Origin of the sequence: Iodidimonas sp. SYSU 1G8, assembly GCF_039655775.1 — a bacterium.
Classification (GTDB): Bacteria; Pseudomonadota; Alphaproteobacteria; order SMXS01; family SMXS01; genus RI-34.
Map to the genome: position 1 here is coordinate 2,064,859 of NZ_JBBYXJ010000001.1, position 24,479 is coordinate 2,089,337.

19 protein-coding genes are annotated in these 24,479 nt (G+C 65.9%); 3 read left to right on the forward strand and 16 right to left on the reverse strand.

The genetic code is table 11. The annotated features are described in order from the left end of the window. Window positions 1-3: 3 nt before the first annotated feature. Window positions 4-1,389 carry an amino acid permease gene (locus WJU17_RS09750; protein ID WP_346327131.1) on the forward strand — a complete coding sequence of 462 codons (1,386 nt, stop codon included), beginning with the start codon at window positions 4-6 and terminating at the stop codon, window positions 1,387-1,389. On the opposite strand, the gene WJU17_RS09755 is transcribed toward WJU17_RS09750, so the two are convergent. The 3 genes from WJU17_RS09755 to map form a co-directional block, all read right to left on the reverse strand. Continuing rightward, a complete protein-coding gene (locus WJU17_RS09755; RefSeq protein ID WP_346327132.1) occupies window positions 1,379-2,956 on the reverse strand; it encodes an MFS transporter in 1,578 nt (525 codons plus the stop codon). The genes WJU17_RS09750 and WJU17_RS09755 overlap by 11 nt on opposite strands. A 198-nt stretch (window positions 2,957-3,154) precedes the next feature. Further along, the gene (locus WJU17_RS09760) at window positions 3,155-3,670 is read right to left on the reverse strand and encodes a TIGR00645 family protein (RefSeq protein WP_346327133.1); all 516 of its coding nucleotides are present in this window, start codon (window positions 3,668-3,670) and stop codon (window positions 3,155-3,157) included. An 83-nt stretch (window positions 3,671-3,753) separates the two neighbouring features. After that, on the reverse strand, window positions 3,754-4,506 hold the full coding sequence (gene map, locus WJU17_RS09765) for a type I methionyl aminopeptidase (RefSeq protein WP_346327134.1): 753 nt from the start codon (window positions 4,504-4,506) through the stop codon (window positions 3,754-3,756). A gap of 82 nt (window positions 4,507-4,588) precedes the next feature. On the opposite strand from map, the gene WJU17_RS09770 reads away from it, so the two are divergent. Beyond that, complete coding sequence (locus WJU17_RS09770; protein WP_346327135.1) at window positions 4,589-5,407, forward strand: N-formylglutamate amidohydrolase; 819 nt, start codon at window positions 4,589-4,591, stop codon at window positions 5,405-5,407. Here the strand turns inward: WJU17_RS09770 and WJU17_RS09775 are convergent. The 4 genes from WJU17_RS09775 to WJU17_RS09790 all read right to left on the reverse strand — a co-directional run bounded on the left by WJU17_RS09775 (window position 5,368) and on the right by WJU17_RS09790 (window position 7,544). Beyond that, window positions 5,368-5,703, reverse strand: coding sequence for a hypothetical protein (locus WJU17_RS09775; protein ID WP_346327136.1), 336 nt, complete (start codon window positions 5,701-5,703; stop codon window positions 5,368-5,370). The genes WJU17_RS09770 and WJU17_RS09775 overlap by 40 nt on opposite strands. A 64-nt stretch (window positions 5,704-5,767) precedes the next feature. After that, window positions 5,768-6,580 carry a transglutaminase family protein gene (locus WJU17_RS09780; protein ID WP_346327137.1) on the reverse strand — a complete coding sequence of 271 codons (813 nt, stop codon included), beginning with the start codon at window positions 6,578-6,580 and terminating at the stop codon, window positions 5,768-5,770. Between the two features lie 157 nt (window positions 6,581-6,737). Beyond that, complete coding sequence (locus WJU17_RS09785; protein ID WP_346327138.1) at window positions 6,738-7,292, reverse strand: type 1 glutamine amidotransferase domain-containing protein; 555 nt, start codon at window positions 7,290-7,292, stop codon at window positions 6,738-6,740. Window positions 7,293-7,382: 90 nt separating this feature from the next. Continuing rightward, window positions 7,383-7,544 (reverse strand): YqaE/Pmp3 family membrane protein, encoded by a 162-nt coding sequence (locus WJU17_RS09790; protein WP_346327139.1) that lies wholly within the window; start codon window positions 7,542-7,544, stop codon window positions 7,383-7,385. Between the two features lie 95 nt (window positions 7,545-7,639). Here WJU17_RS09790 and WJU17_RS09795 point away from each other — a divergent pair, with 95 nt between their 5' ends. Beyond that, window positions 7,640-8,323, forward strand: a complete 684-nt coding sequence (locus tag WJU17_RS09795; protein ID WP_346327140.1) for an extensin family protein — start codon at window positions 7,640-7,642, stop codon at window positions 8,321-8,323. On the opposite strand, the gene WJU17_RS09800 is transcribed toward WJU17_RS09795, so the two are convergent. From WJU17_RS09800 to WJU17_RS09840, 9 genes are all read right to left on the reverse strand, one after another. Then, window positions 8,238-9,155, reverse strand: a complete 918-nt coding sequence (locus WJU17_RS09800; RefSeq protein ID WP_346327141.1) for a hypothetical protein — start codon at window positions 9,153-9,155, stop codon at window positions 8,238-8,240. The genes WJU17_RS09795 and WJU17_RS09800 overlap by 86 nt on opposite strands. Continuing rightward, window positions 9,128-10,069: a hypothetical protein gene (locus WJU17_RS09805; RefSeq protein WP_346327142.1), complete on the reverse strand. Its 942-nt coding sequence runs from the start codon at window positions 10,067-10,069 to the stop codon at window positions 9,128-9,130. Before WJU17_RS09805 ends, WJU17_RS09800 begins: the two co-directional genes overlap by 28 nt. Then, complete coding sequence (locus WJU17_RS09810; protein ID WP_346327143.1) at window positions 10,066-13,170, reverse strand: hypothetical protein; 3,105 nt, start codon at window positions 13,168-13,170, stop codon at window positions 10,066-10,068. Before WJU17_RS09810 ends, WJU17_RS09805 begins: the two co-directional genes overlap by 4 nt. A gap of 21 nt (window positions 13,171-13,191) precedes the next feature. Further along, a complete protein-coding gene (locus WJU17_RS09815; protein ID WP_346327144.1) occupies window positions 13,192-15,477 on the reverse strand; it encodes a hypothetical protein in 2,286 nt (761 codons plus the stop codon). Window positions 15,478-15,502: 25 nt separating this feature from the next. Beyond that, on the reverse strand, window positions 15,503-17,689 hold the full coding sequence (locus WJU17_RS09820) for a hypothetical protein (protein ID WP_346327145.1): 2,187 nt from the start codon (window positions 17,687-17,689) through the stop codon (window positions 15,503-15,505). 45 nt (window positions 17,690-17,734) lie between these two features. Then, the gene (locus WJU17_RS09825; protein WP_346327146.1) at window positions 17,735-18,388 is read right to left on the reverse strand and encodes a hypothetical protein; all 654 of its coding nucleotides are present in this window, start codon (window positions 18,386-18,388) and stop codon (window positions 17,735-17,737) included. Next, the gene (locus WJU17_RS09830) at window positions 18,385-20,214 is read right to left on the reverse strand and encodes a hypothetical protein (RefSeq protein WP_346327147.1); all 1,830 of its coding nucleotides are present in this window, start codon (window positions 20,212-20,214) and stop codon (window positions 18,385-18,387) included. The genes WJU17_RS09825 and WJU17_RS09830 overlap by 4 nt, the downstream gene beginning before the upstream one ends. 7 nt (window positions 20,215-20,221) lie before the next feature. Then, window positions 20,222-22,378, reverse strand: a complete 2,157-nt coding sequence (locus WJU17_RS09835) for a hypothetical protein (RefSeq protein WP_346327148.1) — start codon at window positions 22,376-22,378, stop codon at window positions 20,222-20,224. 652 nt (window positions 22,379-23,030) lie between these two features. Next, window positions 23,031-24,431: an aromatic ring-hydroxylating dioxygenase subunit alpha gene (locus WJU17_RS09840; RefSeq protein WP_346327149.1), complete on the reverse strand. Its 1,401-nt coding sequence runs from the start codon at window positions 24,429-24,431 to the stop codon at window positions 23,031-23,033. Window positions 24,432-24,479: the final 48 nt, after the last annotated feature.

Here is a 24,479-nt window from a genome sequence, read left to right on the forward strand (position 1 = left end):
AACATGGCGGGCTGGCGGATCAAACCTTTCGGCAGCCTGTCCGGACCGGACACGGGCAGCGGCCTGCGCCGCACGCTGGGGCCGGTGCACCTGACGCTGCTCGGCGTCGGCTCCATCGTCGGCACCGGCATCTTCGTGCTGACCGGCGTGGGCGCCGAACGGGCGGGCCCCGGCCTGATCCTGGCCTTCGTCATCGCCGGGTTCGTCTGCGCCATGGCGGCGCTGGCCTTCGCCGAGCTGGCCTCCATGATCCCGGTCTCCGGCAGCGCCTATACCTATACTTATGCGACGCTGGGCGAGCTGGCGGCCTGGATCGTCGGCTGGTGCCTGATCCTGGAATATGCGATCGCCGCCAGCGCGGTCGCCGTGGGCTGGTCGGGTTACGTCAGTGGCTGGCTGGCCGCCGAGGGCCTGGCGCTGCCCTATGTCCTGTCGGTGGGATATAACGAGGGCGGCATCCTCAACCTGCCGGCCATCGCCATCGCGCTCGCCACCACGGCCCTGCTGGTCATCGGCACCCATGAGAGCGCCCGGGTCAACGCGATCCTCGTGGCGCTCAAGCTGGGCGCGCTCACCCTGTTCGTGGTCTTCGCCGGACCGAGCGTCGAGGGCGCGAACTACACGCCTTTCATGCCGTTCGGCTTCGGCGGCGTCATGTCGGCCGCCGCGCTGATCTTCTTTGCCTTCCTGGGTTTCGACGCCGTGTCGACCGCCGCCGAGGAGACGCGCGATCCCCAGCGCACCCTGCCGCTGGGCGTGATCGGCTCCTTGGCGATCTGCACCCTCATCTACATGCTGGTCGCCGCCGTCGCCATCGGCGCCCTGCCGTTCGAGCGCTTCGAGCACAGCGAGGAGCCGCTCGCCCATATCCTGCGCGCGCTGGATCACAAGCTGGTCGGCGACATCGTCGCGGGCGCGGCCATCGTCACCCTGCCGACGGTCATCCTGATGATGCTCTACGGCCAGAGCCGGATTTTCTTTTCCATGTCGCGCGACGGACTGCTGCCGCCGGTGTTCTCGCGGGTGCACGCGACGCGGGGAACGCCGCATGTGGTGACGATCATGACCGGCATCATCGTCGCCCTGCTGGCCGGAATCTTCCCGCTCGACGAGATCGCAGAGTTGTCCAACGCGGGCACGCTGCTGGCCTTCGCCGTGGTCTCGGGCGCCGTGATCGTGCTGCGCGTCACCCAGCCCGACCGGCCGCGCGGCTTCCGCTGCCCGGCGGCGCTGCTGGTCTCGGGCCTGTCCATCGCCGGCTGCGCCTGGTTGTTCGTCAGCCTTCCCGAGCTGACCATGATCCGCTTCGCGGTCTGGATCGTCATCGGGATCGCCGTCTATTACGCCTATGGCTGGCGGCGCAGCCCTCTCGGCGCCGCTACGCCCTGATATCGCGGTCCTTGGTCTCGGGCAGGAAGAACAGCACGACCAGGAAGCCCATGACGACCACGCTGGTCATGTACCAGAGGCCGGCATAGACATCGCCGGTCGAGACGATGATGTACTGGGAGACGAAGGGCAGCAATCCGCCGAACCAGCCCGTGCCGAAATGGTACGGCACCGACAGCGACGTGTAGCGCACCTTGGCGGGGAACAGCTCGGTCATGATCGCCGCGACCGGGCCATAGGCGACCGCGGACAGGAAGATCAGGCACAGCACGATGGCGATCACCAGCACGTAGTTGGTGCCCTCGGCGGTGGACGGATAGCCGGCGGCCTCGAGCGCGGCCGTGATCGCGGCCTCGTCATACCCTGTCACCCTCTCGCCACCGACGGAGATGACGACATCCGCGCCGGCGTCGCCGGGCGCCTTTTCGTAGCTGACGCCGCGCTTGGCGAGGAACGCCATGGCGCGCGCGCAGTCCGCTGTCTGCTTCTCGGCGAAGGCATTGAACGGACAGTCCGTGGCCGCGACGGTGACCGGCGCCCGCTCCATCGCTTCCGACAGGGCCGGATTGGCCGCGCCCGCGAGCAGATGGAACAACGGGAAGACCAGCAGGGCGGCCATGCCGTAACCGGCGAGCAGCACCTTCTTGCGGCCGACCTTGTCGGACACCCAGCCCATCAGGATCATCAGCGGCATGCCCAGGGCGACAGAGGCGGCCATGATCATCTCGGCGTGGCTGGCATCGAGCCGCATGGTGTCGCGCAGGAAATAGAGCACCGAGAACTGGGCCGTGTACCAGATGACCGTATGGCCCGCGGCGACGCCGAACAGGGCGATCAGCACGAGGCGGGCGCGCGGCCAGGTCGAGAAGGCTTCCTTCAGCGGGCTCTTGGAGGTCTTGCCCTGCGCCTTCATCTCGGCATAGACCGGGCTTTCCGACAGCTTCAGGCGGATGTAGAGCGAGATCGCGAGGATCACCAGCGAGAAGGCGAACGGCACGCGCCAGCCCCAGTCGATGAACTCTTCCGGCGACATCGCGGCCTTGACCGACAGGACGACCACGATGGACAGCAGGAACCCGGCGCCCGCCGACATCTGGATGAAGCTGGTGTAGAAGCCGCGCTTGCCCGGCGGCGCGTGTTCGGCGACATAGATGGCCGCGCCGCCATATTCGCCGCCCAGCGCCAGCCCCTGCATCAGGCGCATGGCGACCAGCAGGATCGGCGCCCAGATGCCGATGGTGGCGTAGTCCGGAATGAGCGCGATGGCGAAGGTGGCGAACCCCATCATGGTGATGGTGACGAGGAAGGTATATTTGCGGCCGATCAGATCGCCCAGATGACCGAACACGATGCCGCCCAGAGGCCGCACCAGAAAGCCGGCGCCGAAAACGGCCAGTGATTTGAGGAAGGCCGCGGTGCCGCTGTCACCAGGGAAGAAGTGCTGCGCCAGCAGGGCCGCCAGCGTGCCGTAGATGAAGAAATCGTACCACTCGAAGACCGTGCCCAGGGTAGAGGCGGTGATGACCAGCCGGTTGCGCTTGCCGAGGGAGTCCGCTGAAGTCGACATCGGGGATCCTGCGTAAGTGGACGATACGAATACCGGACCACGTTCCCGCGCGGCGCGTCTTACGCCTTCTTCCCCCGTCCGGACGCCATATCTGCGCCTGTCACGGCGGTTTCCCTGCCCCGGTGATTTCCGTCATACAGGCACGGGGCGGCTTCCACAAGAAGAAGGGCGCCGCCGCCTGCCCGGTGTTGGCCCCGCCTAGTGCTGGCCGTAGAGTCTGTGCGCCTTGGCCGTCATGTAGTCCATCAGCGCCAGCAGCACGCCCGAGACCACGAAGGCCAGATGGACGATCACCAGCCACATCAGGTTTTCCTTGGGCACGTTGTCGATGTCCATGAACTGCTTGAGCAGCTGGATGCCGGAGATGGCGACGATGGAGGCGATCAGCTTCAGCTTCAACCCGCTGAAATCGACCTTGCCCATCCAGTCGGGCTTGTCCTCGTGATTGTCCACATGGATCTTGGAGACGAAGTTCTCGTAACCCGAAAAGATCACGATCAGCATCAGCGCGCCGGCCAGCGACAGGTCGATCAGCGACAGGATGCCGAGAATGGTTTCCGATTCCGTCAGGGTGAAAATGATCGGGATGATGTGGAACAGTTCCTGGACGAATTTCACCAGCAGCAGCGCGAGAGCGATGATCAGCCCGAAATAGAAAGGCGCCATGAGCCAGCGGCTGGCGAACATGATGCGTTCCAGGTTGCGTTCCATCATCGACCCCCTCAGGCGATTCATACAGTTGGCGCAAAGGTATCCGGCGCGCGCCAGAGATAAAGCGGAATTTTCGCAGAGGCGGTCTACGCCAGCTGGGTCACCACCACGGCGCCGCGCGGCGTCGCCACCATGGTGTGCTCGTACTGGACGGTCGGCGCCGCCGGCTGGCTGAGCAGAGTCCATTTATCGTGCGCGGAATCCACCGCCCAGTCCGCGCCCAGCGACAGGAACGGCTCGATGGTAAAGACCAGCCCGTCATGGATGCGGCGCCGTTCGGAACGGTCGGGCCAGGTGGGAATATGCGACGGGTCTTCGTGCAGCGACCGGCCGACGCCGTGGCTGGCCAGGTTGCGCACCAGCGTGTAGCGGTTCTTCTGGGCGAAGGCACCGATGGCGTGGCCGATATCCGCCAGCGGCCGGTCCGACTTCACCTGCCGGATGCCGGTCCACAAGGCGCGCTTGCCGTCGCGGCACAGCCGGTGGATGCGCGGCGGCACGTCGCCCACCGGAAAGGACGCGCCGGTGTCGGCGAAATAGCCGTCTTTTTCCGCCGACACATCGATGTTCACCAGATCGCCGTCGCGGATCACCCGGTCGCCCGGGATTCCGTGCGCGATCTCCTCGTTGACGCTGATGCAGGTCGCGCCGGGAAAGGCATAGATCATCTCCGGGGCGGACACCGCGCCAGCCTCGTCGAGCATGCGGCGGCCCATGGCGTCCAGCTCCGCGGTGCTGATCCCGGGACGCAGCGCGCCGCCCATGGCCTGCAGCACCCGCGCGACGATGGCGCCGATCTCCTTCAGCTTTTCCAGATCGTCGTCATTTTCGATGGTCACCGCGTTTCCTTCCAGGGGCGAATGGGTCTATCTATTTATCGGGCATAAACAATCCGGCCACAATCCTTACAAGAGGCGGCGCGTGACCGATACTTCGACATTCAGCCTGCTGGCGCCCGGCGAACCGCCGGCCTTCGAGATCGTCAACCCGGCGGGGTCGAGCAGCGCCTTCCTGATCTGCGATCACGCCTCGAACCGCGTTCCCGCCCGTCTCGGCTCGCTCGGGCTGACCGAAGCCCAGCGAGCCGATCACATCGCCTGGGATCCCGGCGCGGCGGAGATGGCCCGGCGGCTATCCGTCCTCCTCGACGCACCATTGGTGCTGAGTGGCTACTCGCGGCTGGTCATCGACTGCAACCGCCCCCGGACCAACCCGCAACTGATGGCGTCCCAAAGCGCGGGCGTGCCCGTGCCGGGCAATACCGCGATCACAGACGAAGACAGCGCGGCGCGGCTATCGCAATTGTTCGAGCCCTATCACGAGGCCGTCGAGACACTGCTCGCGGCGCGCGCGGACCGGCCGACCACGCTGCTGTCGATCCACAGCTTCACGCCCGACATCGGCGACGGCGAGCCGAGGCCGTGGCGGATTGCCATCGCCTACGGAAGAGATGATAGGCTCGCGCGGCTGCTGATCCCGGCATTGCGCGCCGACGGCACCATCGTCGGCGACAACCAGCCCTATTCGGTCACGGCGGACAGCGACTATTCCATTCCGGTCCATGGCGAGCGCCGCGGCATTCCCCACGTGCTGGTGGAAACGCGTCAGGACGGTATCCGCACGCCGGAGACCGCATGGCAATGGGCCGAAAAGCTGGCCGCCGCCTACCGGTCCATCGAGGCGGACGCCATCCGGCTTACTCAGAGCGCGGGCGCGGCGCCGCCGGTTGACAGGAGATAACCGCCCACGACCACGGCCTGGACCAGCATCAGCGCGATGGGGCCATATCCCGCCAGGCGCAACAGCGATTCATGGGGCTTGGCCGCCTGCATCAGCGCGACGAAACCCGCCAGCGCCGGCACGAACGCGATGAGCTGCCAGCCCAACATGGCCTGCACGCGGGTCACGCCGCTGGTGAAGCCGGTGCCGTCGGACACGACGGTCGCGAGCATGTAATAAGCGACGGCGGTCACCACGAGCCAAGCCACCGCCAAGCCGTATACCCAGTTGCGCGTCACCATCGATTTTTCGCCCATGACCCGCCGCGACGAGTGGCGGCAGGTCCATCTTCGTTCATCGGCGGCGCGCTGTCACCCCGGCTCAGTCCGTGGGAACCTCGTCGGTCCACACCTTGAACTGCAGCAGCTCGGTCGGGCCGAAGGAGCTGCTGATCGCCACGTCGGACGCGTCGCGGCCCCGGGCGATCAGGATGCGCCCGATCCGCGGCGTATTGTGACGGGCATCGAACGTGTACCACTTTCCGTCCAGATAGACCTCGAACCACGCCGAGAAATCCATGGGGTCTGGCACCGGCGGCACGCCGATGTCGCCGAGATATCCCGTGCAATAGCGCGCCGGGATGTTCAGGCAGCGGCACAGCGTGATCGCCAGATGGGCGAAGTCGCGGCACACGGCCTTGCCTTCGGTAAAGGCGTCGAGCGCGGTCCGAGTGGGCCGGGCCTCGGGATAGCTGAATCGCAGGTGGTTATGGACGAAATCCACCACCGCCTGGACCTTTTCCCAGCCGCCCTCCACATGACCGAAGCGCGCCCAGGCGAACCCGGCGAGACGGTCGGTTTCGCAGTAACGGCTGCCGAGCAGGAACATCAGCGCATCGTCGGGCAATTGCTCGACCGGCGTCTGGGGCGTGCCCGGCGCGACGATATCCGGGAGCCCGGTGTCCTTGACCAGTGCATCGGCATAGATTCGGATCGGTCCAGGCGGGGCGACGAGGCGCGTGCACCAATTGCCGAACGCGTCCCGGTAGGCCTGCAGCGGCACCGCCGGATCCGTGGCCAAACGATCAGGCGTGATAATGTCCCCCGAGCGGGAGGAATGGATGTTGAGGGTCAAAATCATCGGCGTCGGCTGAACGCAATGATAGATCAGCTCATAGCCGACGCGAATCTGCATGACCTGTTCCCTGGTGAGGATTGACGAAACGTCGTTCATCCGAGGAGCCCAAGAGTAGAGGCGCTATCCGCCAGGATGCGCCCGGGTTAAATGATGGAGCGCGTCCAGCCGTGCTGGCTCGCTCCTGGGGAATTACGAGCGAACTGGGCAAAGGTTCCTAGCGGCGGGCGTGCTTGCCCTCGCCCACTTCCTCGACGATCTTGGCGATGAATGCCGGGAGATCGTCCGGGGAACGGCTGGTAATCAGGCCGTTGTCGACGACCACTTCCGAGTCTTCCCAGACGCCGCCCGCGTTCTCCACATCGGTGCGGATCGATCCGTACGACGTCACCGCGCGTCCCTGGATGACACCGGCCTCGGCCAGCATCCACGGGCCGTGACAGATGGCCGCGACGGTCTTGCCCGCGGCGACGAACTGCTGCACCAGTCCCACCGCTTTCTCGTCGGTGCGCAACTGGTCGGGATTGATCACGCCGCCTGGCAGGACGAGCGCGGCATAATCGGCCACCTTCACCTCATCCAGCGACAGATCGACCGGAACCGTGTCGCTCCAGTCGCCGTCTTTCCAGCTCTTGATCTTGCCTGATTTGGGCGAGGCCACGTGAACGGTCGCACCCGCGTGCTTGAGTTCCTGACGCGGCTCCAGCAACTCGGAACGCTCGAAGCCGTCGGTGGCCATGATCAGGATTTTCGTACCGGCGATGTCGGTCATGACATGCTCCTTCAGAATTTCGGGGAGCCCCAAGCCACCGTTCCGCTAACTTCAAGGCTGCCGGAAGGTTCCTGAAAACATGGCGCGCGCTCAGTCGCGGCTCGCGATGATCCAGACCGCGTGAATGATGCCGGGAATATAGCCCAGCAAGGTCAGCAGAATGTTCAGCCAGAAGGCACCGCCGAACCCGACCTGCAGAAACACGCCCAGAGGCGGCAATATAATGGCGATGATGATCCGGACGATGTCCATGGTTGCCTCCTGGCGATTGATCGATAGTCCGTGAACAAAATACGGCGCGACATTGTTCCCTAGGGGCAATCACATGGCAGGGAGGATATGACCGCATGAAATGGATGTTTCTGGCCCTTGTGCTGATCGGAACGGCTTCGTGGGCGGCCATCCATTTCTCGCTGGTCAAGATCCCGCCCAACTGGGCCCCGTGGGGCGCCGTGGAACTGGACGAGGAGCCGGCCTGGTTCGCCCGCATGCAGATCAACAGCCTCACATCCGACCCGGCGGCCTGCTACGGCGCTCTGGACAACTCCAGCATCGAATACCGGCGGCTGGACGACCGGCCCATCGTCGACGGCTGCGGCCTGGAAGCGGGCGCGGAAATCCTGCGGTCGCAGATCGCCTATAGCAGCGGCTTCCGCACCACCTGCGGCATCACCGCGGCGCTGTACTGGTACGAGCGCCGGCTGGACGCGCTGGCAGTGGAACATCTGGGCAGCAAGATCACCCGGATACGGCATCTGGGCACCTATTCCTGCCGCAATATCGGCGGCGGGCAACGGCGCAGCCAGCATGCCACGGCCAACGCCATCGATCTGGCGGGCTTTACCCTGGCAGACGGCACGACGGTGTCTGTCCTGCGTGATTGGGGCGATGGCGGCGACAAGGGCCGTTTCCTGCTGGCGGCCCGGGACGAGGCCTGCCGGTTCTTCAACACGGTGCTGGGGCCGGAGTACAATCAGGCGCATGCCGACCATTTCCATCTGGATCTGGGCCGGGCGCGGATCTGCCGCTGACGAGCCGGCGCGCCTGCCCGACGGCGGAACTGGTCCAGCGCATGAGCCCGTAAGGGCTGCCGCAGATGACAGGCGCGTCGCCGCATGACGCCTGACGCAGGCGACGCCAGAGCGGCGACCGATCCATCAAGGCGCGCATCGGCGCCAGTTCGGACACACCCGCCGCGACCGCCGCCTCGACCGCCATGACCAGCTCGCCCGCCTCCGGATAGAAGGGCGACAGGCTGGCGGCGCGCCCGGCATCGTCCGCGGCCCAGGCGACGCCGTCGGCGATCATGGCGCAGGCCTGCGCATAGCCGGGCACGGAGGGCAGCCCGGCTACCGCCAACATCATCAACACGTTGGCATTGACCGTGCAGTCCATCATCGCCGGTTCGGCGCCGCCGCGCAGCCAGGTCTTGAACGCGCCGATGCGCGGCCAGGACGGCCCCGGCTGCACGCTCGATTGCAGCCGGTGACACACAACGGTGCGACAAGCGAGCCCTCGAAGCTGATCGAGATCCATGCGGCCGCCGCGCCACAGGGCCACGGCCATCAGGGCGGTGTCATCGGCGTCGCAGGGCAGGTTCGGCGCCCAGGCCGGGCGGCGCCCGTTCGGCCAGAACCGAAATCCTCCGGTGAGCGGATCGCGGCACGCTTCAAGGGCGTCCAACGCGGCCTCGTGCCAAGGGCCGAGAATCGCGGGCGCGGTTGGGCCGAGGGTGCGCAGGACGAGCGCCGTCGCGAACCCGTTGCGATCGTCGAGATCGACCCCGCCGCCGGTGACCCGGCTGGAAAAGCAGCCGTCGGCGCCGGGCCGCAGGCTCAGGGGCGCAGGCCGACCTGCATCCATGGCCGGCCATCTCCCGCCACGCCGAAACCGATCATGCCGTGGCGCCCGGGCCGGTCCGACCCGGCCGTGCCGAGGAGCGCTTCGTAGATGGTCGTGTCCCAGCCATAGCGGACCGCCAGTTCGCGCACCTTGGATGTCACCGCGGTGTCGCCGCCGAGGAGCGGCCCGGCATGGACGAAGAAGCCGGCGGCCACGAGGCGCCCGTCATGGGTCGCGAGGCTGAGGCCGGCGGTACCCGGAAGCAGATAATCGTCGCAATTTCGCCCGGTGAGATGGGATGCCACGTCGATGACCGCCGACGCGTCCAGGCCGCATCGCACCAGCAGGCGTTCGATTTCCCATATTTCCGGCTTCTGCAGCCGGCCATAGAGCTCGACGGTCCCGGCGCCGGCATCGACGCCCGCCATGCGCCAGACCATGCGCGACGGGATGGAGCGTTGGATCGAGGGCCGCAGCAACTCGCCCGGCAGCTCGGCATCGGCCATGTCGACATAGAGCTTGTAGCGGTCCCGTTCGCCATCGTGCCGCCCACTGACCCAGGCACCAAAGCGCAAGCCGCGTCCAGCATGGGGCATCAACCATGGCGGCACGTCCGTATCGGCGCCCAGATGGTGCAGGACGCGCTGGGCCGAACCCAGCCGTTCCGGCTCAGGCGTCTCCGGGCCCGCCGCCTCGGCGGTCCAGCGGACCGACGCGTCGCGCGACGACCAGGACATTTCCACGGGATAGCCCGTATTGGTGAGGCTGCTGGCCTTCCACGCCACTTCAGGCCAGCGCGAGCGCCGCGTTGCCGCCAGCGTCGCTCCCAGCGCCCGGCCTGCCCGCCGCACGGCGAGAGGCGCAACGGGACGGAGCCGGCCAAGAACCGCGTCGAGGGGCGCCGCTTCCGGCGCAATGCGATCTGCGAACGTCATACCTGTATGGGCACCACTTCTTCTTCTGAAGTCTCCCAAGCTAGACGCCGGAAATCGCCATTGGTTCCCACCACGGTGAAGCGATAGCGAAATTGTCGCTGGAGCGGGTCGAGCAGGGCGAGCCGCAGGCGGATATTGTCCGCCTGATCGCCCCGGATATCGATCCGCTCGGCCCGGCTGTAGCTGTTCGCCGGATCGTTGTATTCGACGTCGATGAACATCTGGCGGACGGCGGCCGCGTCGAACAGCGGCACGAATTCGATGTTCAGCGCCTGATCGAACGGATCGTGGACGATCAGGGTCGAGGCCTCCAGCGGCGCGGCCGGCACTTCGCGGACGGTCCCGTCCTTCAGATGATGCCTGAGCGCCGCGGTGATCTGCCGCGTCTCGGGCGCCACCGGCTTGGGCGCGCGCAGGCGCCAGAGCTGGGGTGGCGAGTCCGGCAGCACCACGAACACCTTGCGGCGCGCGAACGCGCCCGGCCCCGCCGCGGCCAAGGTAACCTCGGTCGAGTTCACCACCCCAGCGTCGATGTCGCCCGGCGCGACGGCGATTTCGAGGAAGTCGAGCACGTCGTAGGGATTGACGAACAGGGTGCGATCCTCGGTCCGGGCGGCCGGCACCTCGATGCTGAAATCCTCCGCGTCCCAGCCCGAATCCGGGCTGAAATGGAACTGCTGCTGCTGCGCATAATCCACGTCATGTGTGGAGTTCAGGAACACCGCGAACTCCTTGGGTCCCTTGTCGTCTGGCCGGAACACGAAGTCCCCGTGCTTGTGGTCGCGCGCGTTGGCGGGATCGCCATAGTCCAGCGCCACCTGCGCCGACAACAGGCCGATCTTGTCGAAATCGATGGGCGCTTCCGCCATCACCCTGAACTCGCGGAAGAACGGATCGTCCAGATCGACCTCGGTGAAATAGCTGTCCTTGTCGTCGAGATCGCCCAGCATCAGCCCGAAGAAGCCCTGCGGCGCGTAGACGCGGCGCACCGCCTCCGACCGGTTGTAGCGGAAGGTCATCTTCTTGCGCTCTTCCTGGCGGATGAACTTGAGCTTCAGGCTGACCACGCCGGGCATGCTGCTGGGCGCGGCGGGCGGCGTCTCCTTCTTGTCTTCCTTCTTCGGCGGCACGGGATCGATCTTGGGCGGCTCGATGACGGTGGATTTTCCGCGCGCCAGCGTGCCCCGGAAGGCCGAGGTCTGGCCGCCCGCGACGCGCCCCTTGATCTTCACCACCCGGTCGTTGGGGTCGCCCGTGTTGGGATTGCCGGCGGTGCCGCGCGCGTCCACGTCGCCATGTGAGCGCGCCGGCGTGGAGAGGGATGCGCCCGCGCGGGCGACCAGCGCCACGGCCACGTCCGAGCGCCGCATGGACAGGCGCATGTTGTGCTCGCGCTGCTGGTCGCCGGTCAGCGGCGTCTGGCCACTGCCGGGCTGGGCGGCGGTCTCATAGCTGGCATGGGCGTCCAGTTCGACCGTGCGCGGCGCGGCAAGCGTGGACAGCCAGCGGTTGAGCCTATCCCGGCCCCGCTCGGCGCCGCTCCAGGTCGCACCGTCGCCCTGGGCGATGCCGCTGGCGCTCTGGTAGCGCTGATCGGTGGTCGAGTTCTCCACATAGGCGCGGTACTGGGCGCTGGGCGGATTGGTGCTCCAGCCCGCCATGTCCGGCTTGTCGAAGTCGAAGAACAGGTGAAACGTCTCTTCCTGGGTCGCGGCCGGCCAGTCGACCTCGATCGGCACCGAGCCTTCCGGCGGCACGTCGATGGTGAACTGTCCCTGCGGGTTCAGGGTCTGGGCCGCGCCGCCCGCCTTGACCACCGCGCCCGCGCCGGTGACCGTGATGGTCTCGCGCGTCCCGTTCGCGGCGGGCACGTGAACGACGCCCCGTCCGGCCGGCAGAGGCGTCGGCGTCATGCTGGTCGGCGTCAGCACCGCCGGCTGCTGGATGACCTGCCGTGTCGCCGCCTCGCCCGTCGCCGCCGTCGCCTTGGTGTCGCCCGTGCCGCCGGCCTTGGTGTCACCCGTGGCCTTGGTGTCTCCACCGACCTTGGTCTCGCCGCTGGCCTTGGTATCACCGCTGGCCTTGGTATCACCGCCAGCCTTGGTGTCTCCTCCGGTCTTGGTATCACCAGTCTTGGTGTCGCCGCCCGTTTTGGTGTCGCCGCCGGCTTTCGTATCGCCGCCGGCTTTGGTGTCCGGCGCCGGTGTCTCGCCGCGCAGCGCCTCGCGGGTGAACTTGGCGACCTCGGCGAGCGGGTCGGCCTGCGCCGTGGGCGAGGCAAGCTGACCGGGCGTGAAGGTCGGCTCGAACCATTTGGACAGCAGCTCGTCCTTGAAGAAGGCCAGCGCCCAGTCCTCCTGTTCCTTCTCGTCGGCATCGCCGGTGAAGTTGAGGATTTTGATCTTGATCGCCCCGGTCTGCTTCAGGCTTTCGAACGCGGCGTCGATGCCGGCGCGGATCCACTGGTACTGGGCTTCCAGGCTGGCGCTGAAATGGTTGAAGATCATCTCCAGATCGGCGGTGATCTCCACCTCGAGCGCCGGGCGCATGCCGCTATAGACGAAGCTGTAGAGCACGCCGATGGGCGCGAGCCCCTTTTCGAACGCCTGCTCGAGGATGGTCGCGCCTTCCTGCGAGAGGGTCAGGCTGAACGCGGCGCGGTTTTCCGCGTCCATGGACGGCGTCGTCGCGCCCAGGATGGTCTGCACCGCGTTGAACGCGCCCGGCGGCGGTTCGACGGCGACGGCGCCGCCCGAGCCCTGGATGTTGAGGGCGATGCACTGCACCGTGCCGGATTCGAAGATCACCGGCGACAGGCGCGGCTGGGTCACGCCGGGCTCGCTCAGCACCGTGCTGCGGATCCTGCTGGCCAGGCTGTCCGGCAGTTTCAGCGTCGTCTCGAACATGGCGAAGCCGCCGCCCTTGACGCCCGCGCCGGCCACCGCCGGCTTGTACTTGATGAAACTGAACGCGGCCCGGTTGCTGTCGGCGCGCCGGGCCAGATTGACCGGCCCGGGCAGGTACCAGAACTGGTCCGGATCGGCATGGTCGCGGAAAACGGCGATGCCGTCGACGGAAAGCGGCTTGTCGAGACTGAGCATGAGTGTTCCCCTCGCGTCCGGTCAGGGCGCCTTGATCTGCAGGATCGCGGCTTCCGACGCTTGCCAGTCGGTGCCTTGCTCCAGCCCGTTGTCATAGAGATACGTGGTGCGGGTTTCGTAGCGGTCGCGCGCCTCGTCCACGTAGTCGAACTCGAAATAGCCGCGCGCGCTGGCGTCCTCGAACACGAAGCTGTCGTTGAACGACAGTCCCGCCGCGAAATCCTCGTATCGCACCTCGGCGGTCGCCCGCTTCAGGTGCTTGGCGGCGAAGTCGGCCGGCGGCCGGACCTCGACGACGCGGCGTCCCTTCATGTCCGGGCGGACGACGATGCGGCGCTCCAGGGTCATGGATTCGGGCACCTCGACCATGCGGCCATCGACGAACAGGAAGGTGACCTTGAAGAACACCTGCTTCAGTTCCGGGTCCTGCATGTCGACCGTGAACTTCTGCGGCGTGCTGCCCTTGGCGAAATTGAACGAGGCTTCCTCGAAGATGTCGTTCGCCTCGTCTTCGTAGCGCAGGTCGACGAACACCTGGTCGACCTGGTTCCAGTCCACATTGGCGACCACATCCAGCACGCGCTTGCGCGGATAGGGATCGCGGACCGAAATCTGCTCCTCGTCCGTGGTCTTCCAGCCGGCGTCCAGATCGCGGTTGTCGGCGGCGCGGTAGACGAGCCGGTACGAGAACTCCCGTTTGCGCGGATCGAGGATGAAGATGCGCCACTGCGCGTCCTGCGCCTTTTCCGTCAGCTGGAACACCTCGCTCTGGTCCAGCCCGCTGCCCTCGTCCTGATACCGGACGTGAGCCTCGACCATGGGATAGGCCGCCCATGGGAAATTCACCGCGACGATGGGCACGGTGGAAATGGCGTAGAGTTCGCGCGGGTCGATCTCCAGGTTCTCGACCTCGGTGGTGAACCTTTCCGAGACGACCTTGCGCGGCCGTTCGGTGGTATCGACGCCGGTGAAATTGACCTCGTACTGGACCTCGACCGGACGCCGCATGGCGCCGTTGTCGAGCACGCTCATCCACTCGAACGTCCCGGTCTGGGACGCCTTGCCGAGCAGCACGTTCTTCGGGTTGTCGCCATAGCGTGCCTGGACGTTGATCGAGCCGATGGCGTCGGTGTCGAAATCGGCGCGGCTCACCACATTGAGCCGGCGCTTCTGGAACCACGGATCGTCCAGGTCCACATCGGTGATGAAGCGCTCGCGCGGCAGCGGCGTGTCGCGCAGCAGGCGGAACATGCCGGCCAGATGGCCCTGCGGATGAATCGAGCGCTGGATCGCCACCCGTTCCGAGAAATTGACGTTGAGCATCTTCTTGTCGACGCGCTTGTAGTTGTTGTTGGCGTAGGAGAAGAAGGTCGAGGATGTCGCCGCGCCCGCCGGCCCGGCGCCGATGGCGCCGATGACGCCCGAGGCGACGCGCAGCGCCTCCTTCCACTCCTCTTCCTTGCCGGGCTCGTAGGGCGGCAGGCTGGGCGTGAAGAACGCCTCGGTGATCATGGAGCGGACCTGGGCCAGCGCGGCGTCGCGCCGGTCGAGGATGCCCTGGTTCTCCTCGTCCTCGGTGATGAAGGTGTCGGCCTCCAGCACGATGGCGCGCTCTTCCTCCAGTTCGTCGACCGTGTTCGCGATCTCGAAGGACGAGAACAGGAAACCGCCGGCGAACTTCTCGTCCATGTGCTTTTGCACCCGGTCCCAGTCGATGTTGAGACGGACGGAATAGGCCGGGCGCAGGCCGAGATAGTTGAGCGAATACACCACGGCGATCGGCATGATCTCGCCGGCGAGGGACTTTTCGATCACCGTCACCCCGGCCTGATCGAGACGGATGGAGAACGCCGCCTGGTTGTTGCCGTAGAGCGACGGGCTGGCGTGATGGTCCATCTTCAGGACGAATTTCGGCCCGCCATCCGCCGCCGCGTCAGCGACAGCAGGATCATCGCCGGACTGACGGCCCAGCATCAGCAGCTTGACCGTGCCGCTGACCGTGGTGACCGGCGCGAGGCGCGGCATCTCGCGAAGCCGCTCCTCGTTCTGGATCTGCCGCTTGATGGTCTCCAACTTGTCGTCGCTGGCGCCGATATTGACGTCGAAGTTCAGGAAGCCGCCGGCTCCCGCCTCGCCGCGAAAGCGGATCAGCGAGAACTGCGGCACCTCGGCGTTGCCCGCCGCCTGGTCCCGGATGGTGGTCAGGTGCGGCGCCAGCGGCAGGTAGTAGTACTGCAACGGGTCCGCGTGATCCGGGAAGACGGTAATCCCCTCGATTTCCCGCTGCTTGCTGTCTAACAGGAGCATGGTCGGCCTCCCTTCCGCCGGCCCGTCAGGCCGGCACCTCGAGGATCACGGTTTCGCCCTGTCCCGGCTGCTCGGCGACTTCCTTGCGCGAGCCGTCCGCCATGAAGAAGCGCGCGCTCCACTTGTAGTCGCGGGCCGCCTTGTTCTTCAGGTCCACCGTCCAGTTCTTGGCCTGCTCGCCCGACTTGAAGATGAAATCCTTGCGCTCGTCGATCTGGTTGGGATCGTCGGTGTAGCGCAGGCTGACATTGACCAGCTTGACCGCCGCGAAGTCGATCAGGTCCGGCACCACCATGACCTCGAGCCGGTCCGCGACCACGTCACCGAGCTGGATGGTCGAACGCGCCGCCACGGTTTCGGGAATGTCCCGTGTCGTGCCGTCGGCATACTGCACCGTACCGGAATATTTCAGCTCGCCCGCGTTCTCGTCGATCACCGGGAAGACCCAGTCGAAGAACGGCGTCGCCTTGGACAGCGCCATGGACTTGGTCTGGGTGTAGTTGTTGTTCCCCGCGTCCTTGTAGACGAGGTCGACCATGATCGACTGGATTTTGGTGTTCAGGTCGCCAACCGCCCGCAGGCCGACCGTCTTCATGGCCGAGAACGGATCGTTGATGTAGATCTGCGCCGCGTCCTGTTCCTTGCCCTTCACTTCGAACTCGCGGCCATCGATCATGAAGTACTTCACGTCGTATTTGATGGGCTTGGTGCGCGGCTTGAAGATCACTTCGCGAATCTGGAATTCGTTGTTCTGCTCGGTCATGGTGAACTGCCGTTCGACCGGGGTGATTCCGGCATCCTCGTAGCGCACCTTGATCTGCGCCTGTTTCACCTGGGTGAAGTTGATGTCGCCGGGGGCGATATCGACCACCAGAATACCCAGATCGTCCACATTGATGGTCAGCTGGGTATCGTCGGTCTCGATCTCGGGCGACGTGAACACCCGGTTGTCGCCCTTGTAGTTCACCTGATAGACGAACTTGTACTTGCGGTTCTTGTCCTCGACGAAGGTACGGAACTTGGCGACATCGTCGGGCTTGGAGAAATTGTATTCCTCCACCTTGGGATTGGCGCCGAAAGGATAGGAAAGCTTGGCCTCGACGTTGAAGATGGGAAGATTGGTGAAATCCGCGTTGACGCGCACGGCCACTTCAAGCGTCTGGAAGAAGGGATCGTTCAGGTCCACCTCGAGAGCGTAGTCCGCCCAGTTGAAAGTCTTGCCGTCCGGCCCTTTCATGGTGGTGATGTTCGGCAGCAGACCCTGCGGCACGATGTTCCACTCGATGACCTGGCTTTCCTTGAAGTTGATGTTCACGTCGGAAATCTGGGTCTTGGACACGGTGCGCTTGATGTCCTCGATGTCCTGATCCTCGCGCAGGCTCTTGGTGTCCGGGTCGGTCGCCTCGATCTCCTTGAGCATGTTGCGCTCGACCGCGTCTTCCAGCTGCCGGGTGACGGCGGCGCGGATATCGTTCTCCATCTTGCGCTGGTCTTCCGCCGACATGGCCGGATTGCCGACGAAGTTGAACTCGGTGCCCATGACCTCGTTCTTGCGCATGGTCTCGCGGATGCTCTCCTCGTAGCTGTCCTCGCTCCAGAAATTGTCCTCGGTATTTATGGTCTGGACGAAGGAATAGAACGAGCTGGCATGCCACCAGCCGCGTGCCGTCACCGGCGGCAGCTTGGCCCAGATCTGCAGATCGTAGACCACCGAGACGAAACCGCCCTGGCCCTGCAACGCCTGCTCGAAGACGGTGGCGCCTTCCTTGGTCAGCTCGACCCAGAAGGTGGCGACGTTGTTGCCATAGAGCGACGGCTTGCCCGCGCCCCGCACCTTCTCGACCAGCGTGCCGCCCTCCCCGATGTTCAGGTTGGCGGTGCCGCCCGTATAGGTCAGCGGCCCGACGACGACCTGGGGCGGCTGCTGGCCGCGCTGCTGGTACTTCGCATTCACCTGGTTCTGAAGTTCGCCCTTCACCGCCGCCAGCTTGTCCGGCGCGACGACAAATTCAGTGTCGAAGGCGCATACGCCACCGAACAGGTCGTTCCCTTCCTTGCGCAGCTCGCGATACTTGATGAACTTGAAGACCGGCTTGCCATCTTCCAGGCGGAACCGCGGCGTCTGCGGCACGAGGTAGAAGGTGAAATCACTCTTGTCGTCCCCATAGACGGTCACGTCCTGAATCTGCTGAATCTTGTCGATCTGAAGCATGGTGCCCTCCTGCTTTGACTTCCGATGTATGCCGTGCCGTCGCCCTCAGCGGGCGGCGGCCCAATCCGCCGCGTCCAGCCGGACGCTGAGTTTCTCGATCTCTTGCGTGGTTTCGCGGGTGGCCGTGGTCTCGGCCTGCCCTGATTCCGTGCTGCAGAACCCGTCCGGTCCACTGTCCTCGCGCGCCTCGCTGGTCGCCGCGTGCTCGGCCGTGACGCGGGTGACAGGCACCCGGCGCGTGAGGTCGTAACGCAGGGCGAGCACGAGTCGCTTGCCGTCGAGCGCCTCCTGCACGGTCTTCACCTGCGCCGCGTCGAGCATGATGTTGAAAGCCGCGTGATAGGGCGGCACGCCCGACGACTTGGTCTGTTGCAGCACCTTATCGCCATCCGCGCCGTCGCTCATGACCAGCGCCGCGCCCTCCACCGTCTCCGGCACGGGCAACAGCGTCAGCGCCTCCGGACGGCAGCCGAGCCTGCCGGCCAGTTCCTCTTTCAGCGCCGCGACCGAGGCGGCGCTCAATCCCCATGAGCCTGTGATCTGAAGGAACGACACGGTCCCTGCCGCGAGCAGGTTGAACTGGCGGCGTCCTTCGCCATCGGAGGCGATCCCCGGTGCCTTGGGCGCAAAATAGAAAATATCCGGCTCCGTCTCCCCGGCGGGATAGACCAGGCCATTGCTCAGTTCCAAGACGGTCATCGGACGCCCTCCACTTCGCCGGACACGCTGGTCCTGGCGCTGCTTGTCAGAGTGAGCGGGCCGATGGCGGGATCGACCCGTCCCGACCACGGCGCGGGCGGCTCGCCCGGATTGCGGAACCAGCGCCAGCAAAAGCCGTCGCGCAGCGGATTGGTCACGAGCCAGCGCCATTCTCGTTTCGGCATAGCGGGCGTCAGCCTGACAAGGCCGATGGCGGCGGTCTCGTCCAGCCGGTCCTCCGGCGCGCACTCGATGGCCGCGAGCCCGGCGCTATCGTCGAAGGCGCAGGTGATTTCGGCCATGGCAGGCCCGGCTGTCGGGAAGCTGGAGAGATCCAGCCAGCAATCATCGAGCGGCCGCGTATCGAGCCGCAAGGTCCGCCCATGGTCATGGCTCGTGGCCATGACCGACAGGGTGCCCTCGGCGACATCGAGCGGCACGGCGATGGCCAGGGACGGTGTCGCCGCGTCCAGCCCTGCCTCGGCCGACCAGGCCGCATCGCCCCGTTTGCCCTTGCAGCTTATATGCAGAGTGGCGAGCGCAAGAAGCGCGGGGGTTGACTCGATACGCAGAAAGCGAACCGGAAAGCTGGCCGGCGCGATGGTGAGGTGCAGCCCTTCGTGGCGCAGGACAGGACCGGTCAGCCGCTGCGCACCGCCAGCGCCGGTGACGAAGGCGACGGTCTGATAATCGAACGCCACCGGCTCGGCCGGCGATAATCGCAGCGGCAGTGTCCGGGTGGTGTCTCCGTCCCGGAACAGCGCCGATGCGCTCACTGTCTGCGGCCGATCCGGCAGGAAGGGCCGCACGCGGACCTCGGTGCTCAGCATCAGCACGCCGACGCGGCGCGCCGGAAGATTGGGATAGATGCTGAGCACATGCAATCCGGTGGCGAAAGGCACCACCGGCGCGTCGCGCGTCAGCCGGAAATCGTTGGCGGCCGCCTGCCGGGCGGTCTCAAGCGGGTTGGACGCCAGCACGAAGCCGCGCGGCGTCAACGTCTCGTCCGACAGGTCCCAGGTGACGTCGCCATCCAGCATGGCGGCGGTGTCGATCACAAAGACCGGACCCGAGGCCGGGTCGGCGGCGGGCGCCAGGCAGCCATAATGGGCGATCACCCGTTCGGCGCAGGCCTGCGCGGCGGCCAACTTGTCGGCATTCGAAGCGAGCCCGATGAAGCCGAAGGCGGGCGTGTCGCCAAGTCCCATGAGCACCGCCGTGATGGCCTCGACCGTCGATCCGCCGTTCACGGCGGCGGCAGAGATCATCGGCGCCAGCGCCGCAGGATTGAATCGAACCCGTGCATTGGCGCGGCTGGAGAGACCGAGCGCATCCACCTCGGCCAGCGCCGTCACCGTCACCATGCCGTTGGTCAGCGCGTCGTTCAGCAGCGCCGTCGCCGCCTCGCCCAGCTGGGCGGCGAAGGTCAGCGCGCCCGCGCCCGCCCAGACCAGCGGCTTCGGCGTCAGTAACTCCTCAGGGACGTCCAGCGCGGCCGCGGCCTGAAACCTCAGAAACCCGCCACGGGGGATCAGCGGCTCGACCCGGGCGTCGGGGTGTTCGAGAAACACGCTTTCCTGCCGTTCCGCGATCGCGAAATGGCTCGCGAAGCGAATGGTCAGCAGGCCGAACACATGCGGCCCGTCGGCGCCGCCGGTCAGTCGGATCAGCTCCAGCGCCAGCGCCGGCGCGCCGCCGGGCTCGACCGCGACCCGCAGATCGAGCGGCGGCGCGTAAATCCGCCGGGGCTCCTCATGGGCGAAGTACATCTCGCCGCCGCCGGCCTTGACGGGCTGGGACCAGTCTGGGGATCCCTTCAACGACATGACGCCCTCACACGATCGGCAGCACGAGGAGGCTGAAATCCGCCTCGCGCCAGCTGGGGTCGATGACCTGCGACCCGTTCCGACGGATGATTTGTTGACGGAACCCATACTTGCCCTGGGTGTCGCGCCCGAGCAGGAGGTCCATCAGCGGCAGCTGCACCTGCGCCACGCCCGAGGGCTGCTCGCGACTCAGCTTCAGATTGCCGCCGCCCTTGAACTCCACGTTGATGAGGATGATGGAGCCCGGATCGGCGGCATCGCCCAGAAGCTCGGGCATGGTCATCACCTCGATCTGCCGTTCGTACTGGGCCGGTACGGACATGTCGCTGATCAGCGGCAGTATCTTTTCCGGATCCGGCAGGATCTTCACCCAGGAGGTATCGAACAGGGCATCGAGCACGCCGTCGCCCGGCAGTGCCGCCTTTGGCCTGACGGTAAAGGTCACTTCGGCGCCGGGCGCGAGCTCGAGGGGCGGCTCGAAGGCGACGCCCTCGATCTCGGCGTCCACTTCCCGGTCACCCTTGCGGACGCGCACCGGCAGGCCCGTGAGCCGCACGGGACTTTCAATGCCGTTCCGCATGCTGACAGCGATGGTGCCATCCGTGTCCGATGGCTGCTCGCCAAAGGCCAGGATTTCGCCCTGAGTGTCGGCGAAGCGGATTTCCACCGGGATCGGCTCGGGCGTGGCCAGGCCGGTTTCCACCAGCACCTGGCCGGAGAACAGGCTGGTCGCATCCTGGCTGTAGGCCGCCGCGTAGAGCTGCCGGAAGCCTTCGAGGGGCAGGGTCAGACTGTGGACGAAGCCGTTGGCCAGGTCGATGGCCACATCCTTCTGATCGGACAGCGCCGCGCCGGCCACGCCGGGCACCCAGAGCTTCAGCGACGCCTTCGCCTGCAGCGGCCGCAATTCGGGCTCGGGCTGCGCCGAGGTCGCCGCCGGGATCTCCCGCTTCAGCGCGGCCCGCGCTGCGTTCAGCCGCGCCGCATCGATCCAGGGTTCGACCACGTAGTCGATGGTGACCGCGGCATTGTCGATGGCCCCGTCGGGCGCCGCGATGCGCACCACCATCTGCGGCAGGAACGGCGCCACGTCCCGGCGCGAGAGCTTGAAGCGGTCGGGCAGGTAGTAAAACACCCACGGCTCGCTCTTGTCCTGGAGGTAGGCGTGGAACCGTGCATCGGGCGCGCCTTGCGGATGGGGCAGCACGATGCGGCGGAACTCCGCGACACGCGCGCCGCCGCCTACGGCGGCGCCGTCGTAGAGATAGGGGTGCAGGCGCGGGTCGAGAACGAAGGGTTCCGGGTCGGCCACGTCGTCTAGCGCCCTCTGGATCGTCTGATAGCGCGCCTCCGGCTGGGTCTGGACCGGCTCCACCGTCTGGATGAAACCCGGATTGATCATCGCCTCCATGGCCAGCGGTCTGGCCATCATGTGCATCATCTGCGGCTTCGCGACGGGCGGACGGTCAATCGGCGGCGGCGTGACCGCCAGCGTATCGATCCGGGGACGCGCGACCCTCATGGTCACCGGCTCGTTCACCATCAGCAACTCGGGCCTGATCTTATGGATCAGCACCGGCGGCTGGTCCGACTTGGCGTCTTCCGGAAGATTGACCGCCACGCTGATCGCACGCCGCACGAGCAGCGCGGGACGCGCGGCCGGCGTCTGGAGCGCGAACATCAGATTGTCGCGCGCGGCCAGGTCGAGAGTGACCGAGACGGTGATACCCTTGGGATCGTTGGCGACCTCGGTGAAATCGACGCGCTTCTCGATCGCGTTCGATGGGCCGGCGCCATAGCGGAAGAACACCGCGACCTCGTGCGGCAGCTCGGCCGCGCCCTGAGCGGACGCACCCAATTCGGGGGCCGGGAAACGCTCGAGTCCCACGCTCAGCCGCCAGCCGCCCTGCGGCACGGCGGTGACGCCAATCTCGTATCGCCCGCCATGCTCGCGCAGCCGGTAGCGCGGCAAATAGGATTTCTGCGCCGGATCAGCCGGCGCCTCGAACAGGACCGCATCGGTGGGCTCCGCCACCGGCGAGACCGGCACCGTAAGCTGGTCCCGCGCCGATCCCCGGCCGCGCAGCTTGTCGAGGATGTGCGGGCGAACCCGGATCATCTCGGCGGCGAGGCGGGGATTGGCCCGCGCCATGGGCTGGACCATCGCGGCGGCCCGCGCCTGGGCGCCGACGGTGGTGACCCGGGCGGGCGCTTCTTCTATCTTAGGTTGTATTGTCTGTGGTTGGAGACGAACGGCGGACAGATCACCGACCCGCATGAAAATAGGCGCCCTAGCCATGGAGTACGCCCTCCAAGGCCATGAGGCAGTGCTGTTTGCACAGGTGACAGGTCACGCGAGTATCCCCCTCTTACGGATGTCACGCCGACGCGAGGCCCCCACCGCGCGGTTTTTACACAATCAATTTGGCCCCGTAATGCTCTACACCCCTCCGCCGACATCAATATTGCGACGCAAGCAAATCATTCACGAACAAGTCACAAATAACCCGCGCGAAAATACGCCGCCAACCAGCGTGCGATTCACGTGTTTACTCGCTTCGTTCAGATTTCCCTGAGGCGATTCCTGTCAGGATTTTATGGCTAAACTGTGGCCGCGATATCCTGACGCCACGCGAAAGAAGCAACGCCGCCATTTTCCAGCGCCGCGGCGCGGACAGCGTCTCCGGCAACAAAAATGCATCCTAAAGTTGTGTTTGTGTCGCGCGCCCGACTCGCCGGCTAGCTCCGCATGCAAAAAGGCCCCGCCGATGAGCGGGGCCTTGCCGAGGAAGCCTGATCCTCAATCCCTCAGGGGGTTAAGGCCGCAGCGGTTCGCCGGGCGGCGTGGCCACGTAGCGGTCGAGCAGGCGGTGCATGTGCCGCAGCCGCGATTCCTGGTAATTGCCCAGGGTGACGCCCTTCTCCAGCATCTTCATGCCCTTCTGGACGCGCGGCATGTTCGAGACATCCTGCTCGAAGATGGCGGAAATCTGGTCCAGTTCAGGCGCTTCGGTGAAGGACTGGTCCGGCCGCAGGATCTTGAGCGGCGCCGGATCGGGACGCGGCCCCTCGTCCGGCACCGGATGCAGCAGCATCACGTCCATGATCGAGCTGTCGGGATCGTTGCCGTTGGGCCGGAACCGGTAGACCAGCGGCAGGCTGAAGTTGAACCAGGGGAAGAAGTTGGGAAACAGGAAGTACTCGATATTGTCGAGGATTTCCGTGGTCGTCAGGCTGGACAGATCGGCGCCGAAACGCTCCTCCAGATCCCGCCGCAACGCCCCCACATAGCGGCTCCGCGCCGTCTCGCCCGGCGCCAGCGCATCGGTCTCGCCCGGTTTCTTCAGGCGCGGCGACTGCATCATGATGTTGGCGATGTCCTGTTCGGACAGCGGCGCCATATGCGGGCTGGTAACTCCCGGTTGGGTGTAAAGCCGGCTGATCCGGTCGCCGAACAGATCGTACTGGGTGTTGGCGTCGCCGGTCACCGGCATGGCCTGGGCATGCGCCTCGACCACATGATAGGATTCGATGAAGGCTTCCTGCGCGACCTTCCAGTTGCACGGCATGATCCGGCGCACATTAGCCGTCATGTAGCGCCGCTCCAGCGGGAAGGTCGAGAAATGCCGCGGCAGCACGCCCAGCCATTCCTCGAACGGCATGGCGTCCTTGTCCATGTTGATGAAGACGAAGCCGCCCCAGCGGCCCACCTTCACCTGCGGCAGGCTGAACTTCTCTTCGTCCACATGGGGGAAATCCCACTTGCAGGGAATTTCCTTCAGACTGCCGTCCAGGTTCCAGGTCCAGCCGTGGAACGGGCAGCGGAACTGGTTGACGCTGCCATCCTCGGCGCGCAACTGGGTGCCGCGATGCAGGCAGGCGTTCTTGAAGGCCTTGATGCTGTCGGCGCCGTCGCGGACGATGATGAATGACCAGTCGCCGATGTCGTAGACCACGTTGTCGCCGACCTCCGGAATTTCTTCCTCGCGGCAGGCCATCTGCCAGACCCGCGACCACATCCGCTCCATTTCCAGGTCATGGTATTCCTGGCTGATGTAGCGGTCGACCGTGAGGTCACCGTCTCCGAGGAACTCGTACGAGTTTTCGCGAAACCACGCCGGCGGATTGTCGCCGTCCCGGTCGATGATCTGCTGGACGCTTGGTCCAACGCTGCGCGCGTCACCGGGCTTCAGTCCGCCCTTCACCTGTTTATTCACCGTCGTCTCCCCGTTCGGTAAACATGATCCATGGTCCAGAATACGGCG